The organism is Cupriavidus sp. GW821-FHT02F09 (assembly GCF_059421605.1).
Genome location: NZ_JBWKVH010000090.1, coordinates 1 through 5,319, shown reverse-complemented (window position 1 = coordinate 5,319; position 5,319 = coordinate 1). Strand labels below are relative to the sequence as shown.

The window sequence follows — 5,319 nt, the reverse complement described above, 5'->3', positions numbered from 1 at the left end:
ATAGCATGGACACACGACACGCTATCACATCGGCTTTGCAGTGCAAGTCTTCCTGCCACACGAGCGCCAAAGTGCGGCTCGTCAATACGGTATTGGCCGGGCCGTTACGGTGATACGAACGCATTTGCGCGAAATGTACGGAGCGTGATCATCTTCTCGTTTCGTTGCGCTCGGTCGTGGCGACGGGACGCCATTCAGCATAGGAACGCCACCCTCGCCAGTCGTCGCGCCCGATTGTCTGGCGCTCGACTTCTCTTGTATCGGTGCCTGCTGCCGGCCACCGGAAAACGTCGAAGCACTTAGCGTCGACGTCCTGCCGCGCGGCGGTGTCGAATCGCTTGCCGAGGGCCATCCCGCATCATGATGGCACTGGTACACCGCCAACCGCGGTGTGATGGTGTCACGAAAGTTCGGCGGCTCCCTGACGATGGTCAGATCAGCGCAATCGCTGGTTGAGTTCTCCGCGCACCCGAGTAATGCGCGTTGCCGCGGCGTGTCGGTGATGCCGTAGGCGACGTAAATGCGCAGTCCATTGTTTTGAACATTTGTGCTTGCTTCCCGCTGGAGCGCTACAAGATCTTGGAAGTATTCCTCCAACTCTGCTTTGGTGAGCATCTTCTCGCGCAGGGCCGCAAACTTTAGGGTGGCAACTTTTTGATAGGTGCCCAAAAATGTCGCTTCGACCGGGCAATTCGTGGAGGCCGGTGGTCGCTCTTTCGAATCGGCGGCACCAAGGATTGGTGTCGCGCGTGTAGCGCCGTGGGACGGATTAGGGGCCACGGCGCCGCTATCTGCCACCGCGCCGCTATTCCTCTTTGAGTCCGCTTTCTGGACTGTGGTGGAGACGCCTGGGGAAGCGGAATTCGATACAACCGCGGTCCGGATAGGTGTCGTATCAACAGAAGCCGACGTGATGGTGATAGGGCTGATTGGGACGTTCGCATACCCGCGGACCGTTGTCGTCGCCACCGTCGCGATGGAATCCACGACATCCATCCCACTCACCACGCGTCCGAAGACCGCGTAGCCATACCCGTCTGGCTTGGGCGCATTCAGCGAAGGATTGTCTCTGAGGTTAATGAAAAACTGGGCGGTCGCGGAGTTCGGGTTCGCGGTTCGGGCGACGGCCAGCGTTCCGCGCTCGTTCAGGAGCCCATTGTTCGCCTCGAGGGGGATGGGCGCCCGGGTCGACTTTTCAGTCAAGTTGCTGTCAAAGCCACCGCCTTGAACCATGAATCCAGGTATGACCCGGTGGAAGATTGTGCCGGTGTACTGGCCGACGCGGACATACTGAAGGAAGTTATCGACGGACTTCGGCGCCTTCTCCGGATAGAGCTCGACGACGATATCGCCAGAGCTTGTGGAAATTTTGACGCGAGGCGCCTCCTGGGCGCTCACAAAGACGGGCATGAGCCCCGCCGCGACAACGATGTACGTACAAAGCAAACGGATGATCATAGCGTCAGATCGTTGCAATGGGTTAGGGAAAAGTGTTGTGTGATTCTGATGGAAGGCGGGTAACACCGCATCCCCAAATTGGGTTATGGGGCGGAGAGGTCGACTCTCCACAACAGTGGGGGGCGCGGCGGATGTCTTAGCCGCCATGTCCGCCCTTGTGCTGCTGTCTGATTTTCGGTCCTAGCGGAGCGATTGCGTAAGGGCTGCTTCCCCGGGGTACAGCCGCGCCATTCGTCTTCCGAGCTGGCTCGCGATAACCACGGGAGGAGTGCCTTGGCGCGTCGGACGCCGATGGTCGGGATAAAGCCAGTTTCTGATATGTCTATTGAAGCGGCGCTCGCTTGCAGATCAGATTTCCAAATGCCCGATGACTGTGCAGGCGAACGGCGCTTCATGGCACGAAGCGTGCCGGACAGAATGGAAACGACACCACGCACACTCAGGCCAGTCACAAGCGAGTGCAACTAAAAAACTGCGATGATGGCTGTTCCGAGGAACGGCCCGGGACAATGGCCGGTGGGCATCTTCATCGGCAGCCCGGCGCCCGTCGGAAATTGTGGTTTCGATTCTCGAAGAAATAACGGAGGTGAAGAAGGGCGTTCCCCGCCAGAACTGCAGGCGGAAGGCGCGAAGGCAGTGCGCGGTGCCGCGCGAACCCGAGCGTCCGCTGTCTGGTCCCACAGCCGACGATTGAGCATCCCCGTCGTTCTTTACGGGAGCGTCGCCTTATGGTCGATAGTGTTGAAAAACTCAATCTGCCATCTGAGCAGACTAGGCCTGCGGGTTTCCGACCTCTCAGATCGGCCTGTATTGCACGATCGTCGATCGGTTGGGGGTTCGGGTACCCCTGAAATCTCGCCGGAAATGGGGTCTACAGAGTTTCTCAACACTATCGGCCAACGACGGTCCTACGCGGTCGCATTGAACGCTCGCGCCGCACGCCAGTCCAGACAGCATTCGGCTTAGGAAGCGACAATGGCCGTCGACACATTGCCCATGGTGGAGCGCTTGGATAATTCGGGGGCAGCCCCTGTTAATGTGACCCATAAAGTACATAATGAAACTTATGTTAAACGCTAAGAGCGTGTGGATGTTGTTGCTGTTAGCAGGCCTAGTCGTCGCCGGGCCTGCCCGCGCCGACATGACACAAAAGGATTTCCGCCAATTCGCGGCAGACCCCAGGCAAGCTAAGCAGCTTGAGATTTATCTCGCCGGCCTAATAGAAGGCGTGTTCTGGAGTTCGGCCTATAGTCGGGTCACGAAGCGAGAACCCATCTTCTGCCTGCCCGGGAATATGCCCTTGACCGCAGACACGGCGAAGTTTCTGATCCTAAACAGCACTTGGGGAAATCGTGATGGCGACTATGTAGCCTCGGCCCTGCTGTTCGAATTGCACAAGGCGTTCCCCTGTAAGCCCTAGCGCTTCCTGGGAGTGGGCTTTCCCCGACGAACAGAACAAATCATGACTGACACCAGTCCCGCCAGCCTGCGGCTCGCCGCCACGCTGCGCGATGACATCGCGACGGCCGCCGAACACGCCGACCTGGTGCGACTGCTGGAGGTGGCCCGCACCGACACTGGGCAGGCCCGGCGCGTCGCTGGCTTCTTGCTCGCCTAGTGGAACGCGGGCCAGTGCGGCGGCTTCGATCTGACGCACCTCTGGCAGTTGGACGATGAGCTGGTCCGCGCCGTCCAGGTCGTTATGGGCGTCATCACACGCACGCGACGCTACTCCCACACGCTGGGCTACGACCCCGCCTTCGAGGCCGTGGTGGCGGCTTGACGCCCCGAACTGGACGAGCGTCCGAACCGCTAATAGCGACGAGAGAGCGCCTGGGTCACGAAACTGAGTCTTTCAGTCCGCCCAAAGTGGCAGTGGAATTCCCTTTTCCATAGGCTGTCGACTTTCCCCACCTTAGACGGGCATAGTGTTTTCGCTCGTTAGCGTATATTTCACTCGCTATAAATAGCCGGGGCTGCCTCAAACCGGATCGGCGTGCAGACACACGCTTCGGTGCCGCGAATATGGGCAGACCATCGCTAGCGCCAATGGCTATGTAAATCGAGGCGGATCGTCGGTCCTTCAGTTTTTATAATCGAATAGTCAATGAACCGCATCTACCGCCTTGTCTGGAACCGCACCTTGCGGGTCTCGCAGGTTGCTTCCGAACTCACCGTCGCGTCCTGCGGCGGCTCCCCCACTGGCCGTGTCGTACGGCGGATGTCAGCGCGCCGGGTGCTCAAAGCCCTGCATCCGCTCGCGTTGACGCTCGGCATTACCGGTGCGTCGCTTCCGGCATGGGCGGCAAATTGCGTCTCCGGCGCAACGACAGCTTGCAGCGCCACCGGCGGCAACGGTGCGCCTGGTCGCGGGGGCAATGGCGGCGCCGGCAACGGTGACGGCGGTGGCGCCAGCACCCTGGTCGGCGCTGACACGGTCCAGATCGCGGGCAGCCCAGGCGCCAATGGCGTAGGCGGAAGCGGTGCGGCGGGCGAGAGCGCTGGTGGAACGGGTGGCTTCGTGTTCATCGACGCGAGCATTTTTTCACCGGGCAGTACTGTCGCCGTCCTCTCCGGAACATTCTCTGGCGGCACTGGGGCACAGGGACCGGACGGCTTCAACTTCGCGAGCGGCGGCGGGGGCGGCGGCACGGTTTTTTATGTTGCCAGCGCAAGCCTGAGCGTCATGTCGGGCCCAGTCGTCAAAGGTGGTAACGGCGGCGCTGGCGGAAATGGTACCAGCGGCTTTGTTTCCAATGCCGGCGGCGGCGGTGGCGGCGGCACCGGTATTACTACCACGGCGGCGAATGCCACCATCACCAGCGCAGGCGATATCAGCGGGGGAAGTGGTGGCAACGGAGGTGCAGGCGGCTTCGGAGGTGGCGGTGGTGGTGGCGGCGATGGCTTGTTGACGCTCGGCGGCAATACGGCCATTACCAACACGGGCAGCATTACCGGGGGCGTCGGCGGCAGTGCCGGGGTCAGCAGCAATGGCAGCCTCACCACCGCAGGCACCGGCGGCGCCGGGGTCAATCTCGCCGGAGGGGGAAGTACCTTAATCAATCAAGGCAATGTCACGGGTGGCGCCGGAAGCGGAGCTGCGGCCGGGGCCGGTGTCATCGCTAACGGGAATGACACTATCACCAACAGCGGCACGATCAGTGGCGGTCTATTTAGCGACGGCCTGACCCGCGCCGCGGCGATCCAGTTCAACGGCACCGGCAATACATTGAATCTGCTCACCGGCTCGAACCTCGTTGGAAATATCCAGTTGAGCGCCGGTGCGACAGCGACCATCGCCGCAAAGAGCACAGGGCTAACGCTTGGCAATGCGATTGTGCTGGGTGCAAGCACATCCGCCGTGGGTTTCGACACCAGCGCGGCCAACCTTCTAGTTTCCGGCGTCGTCTCTGGCACCGGCAGCCTGACCGCAACCGGAGGGGGCACTGTCACGCTTACCGGCGCAAACACCTACACAGGTGGCACAACGATCAGTGCAGCCACGCTGCAAATCGGCAATGGCGGCACCACAGGCTCAATCGCTGGTAACGTCATAAACAACGGGACGCTGGTTTTCGGCCGGAGCGATAGCGTGGCTTTTGGCGGCAACATCAACGGAACCGGCGCCTTGGCGCAAGCCGGCACTGGCACGCTGTCACTCTCGGGGGCCAACAGCTATAGTGGCAGCACGACCATTACGGCTGGCACCCTCGCGCTCACCGGTACCGGTAGTATTGCGGCGTCCGGTGGCGTCATGAACAATGGAACGTTCGATATTTCAGGCACCACCAGCGGCGCATCGATCACCAGCCTCTCGGGGACAGGTACCGTCAGCCTCGGCGGCCGCACGCTGACGCTGAC

At 61.0% G+C, this 5,319-nt stretch carries 2 protein-coding genes and 2 pseudogenes; 3 read left to right on the top strand and 1 reads right to left on the bottom strand.

Annotation, left to right across the window (positions count from 1 at the left end):
- Nucleotides 1-900 precede the first annotated feature (900 nt).
- Nucleotides 901-1,410, bottom strand: a pseudogene (locus AC07XB_RS38735) (peptidylprolyl isomerase); the annotation flags it as partial.
- Nucleotides 1,411-2,548: 1,138 nt separating this feature from the next.
- Here AC07XB_RS38735 and AC07XB_RS38730 point away from each other — a divergent pair.
- From AC07XB_RS38730 to AC07XB_RS38720, 3 genes and pseudogenes are all read left to right on the top strand, one after another.
- Complete coding sequence (locus AC07XB_RS38730) at nt 2,549-2,878, top strand: hypothetical protein (protein WP_492831680.1); 330 nt, start codon at nt 2,549-2,551, stop codon at nt 2,876-2,878.
- 42 nt (nt 2,879-2,920) lie between these two features.
- Nucleotides 2,921-3,241: pseudogene (locus AC07XB_RS38725) on the top strand (DUF7673 family protein).
- 324 nt (nt 3,242-3,565) lie between these two features.
- On the top strand, nt 3,566-5,319 hold a 1,754-nt coding region (locus tag AC07XB_RS38720), incomplete at its 3' end, for an autotransporter-associated beta strand repeat-containing protein (RefSeq protein WP_494752836.1).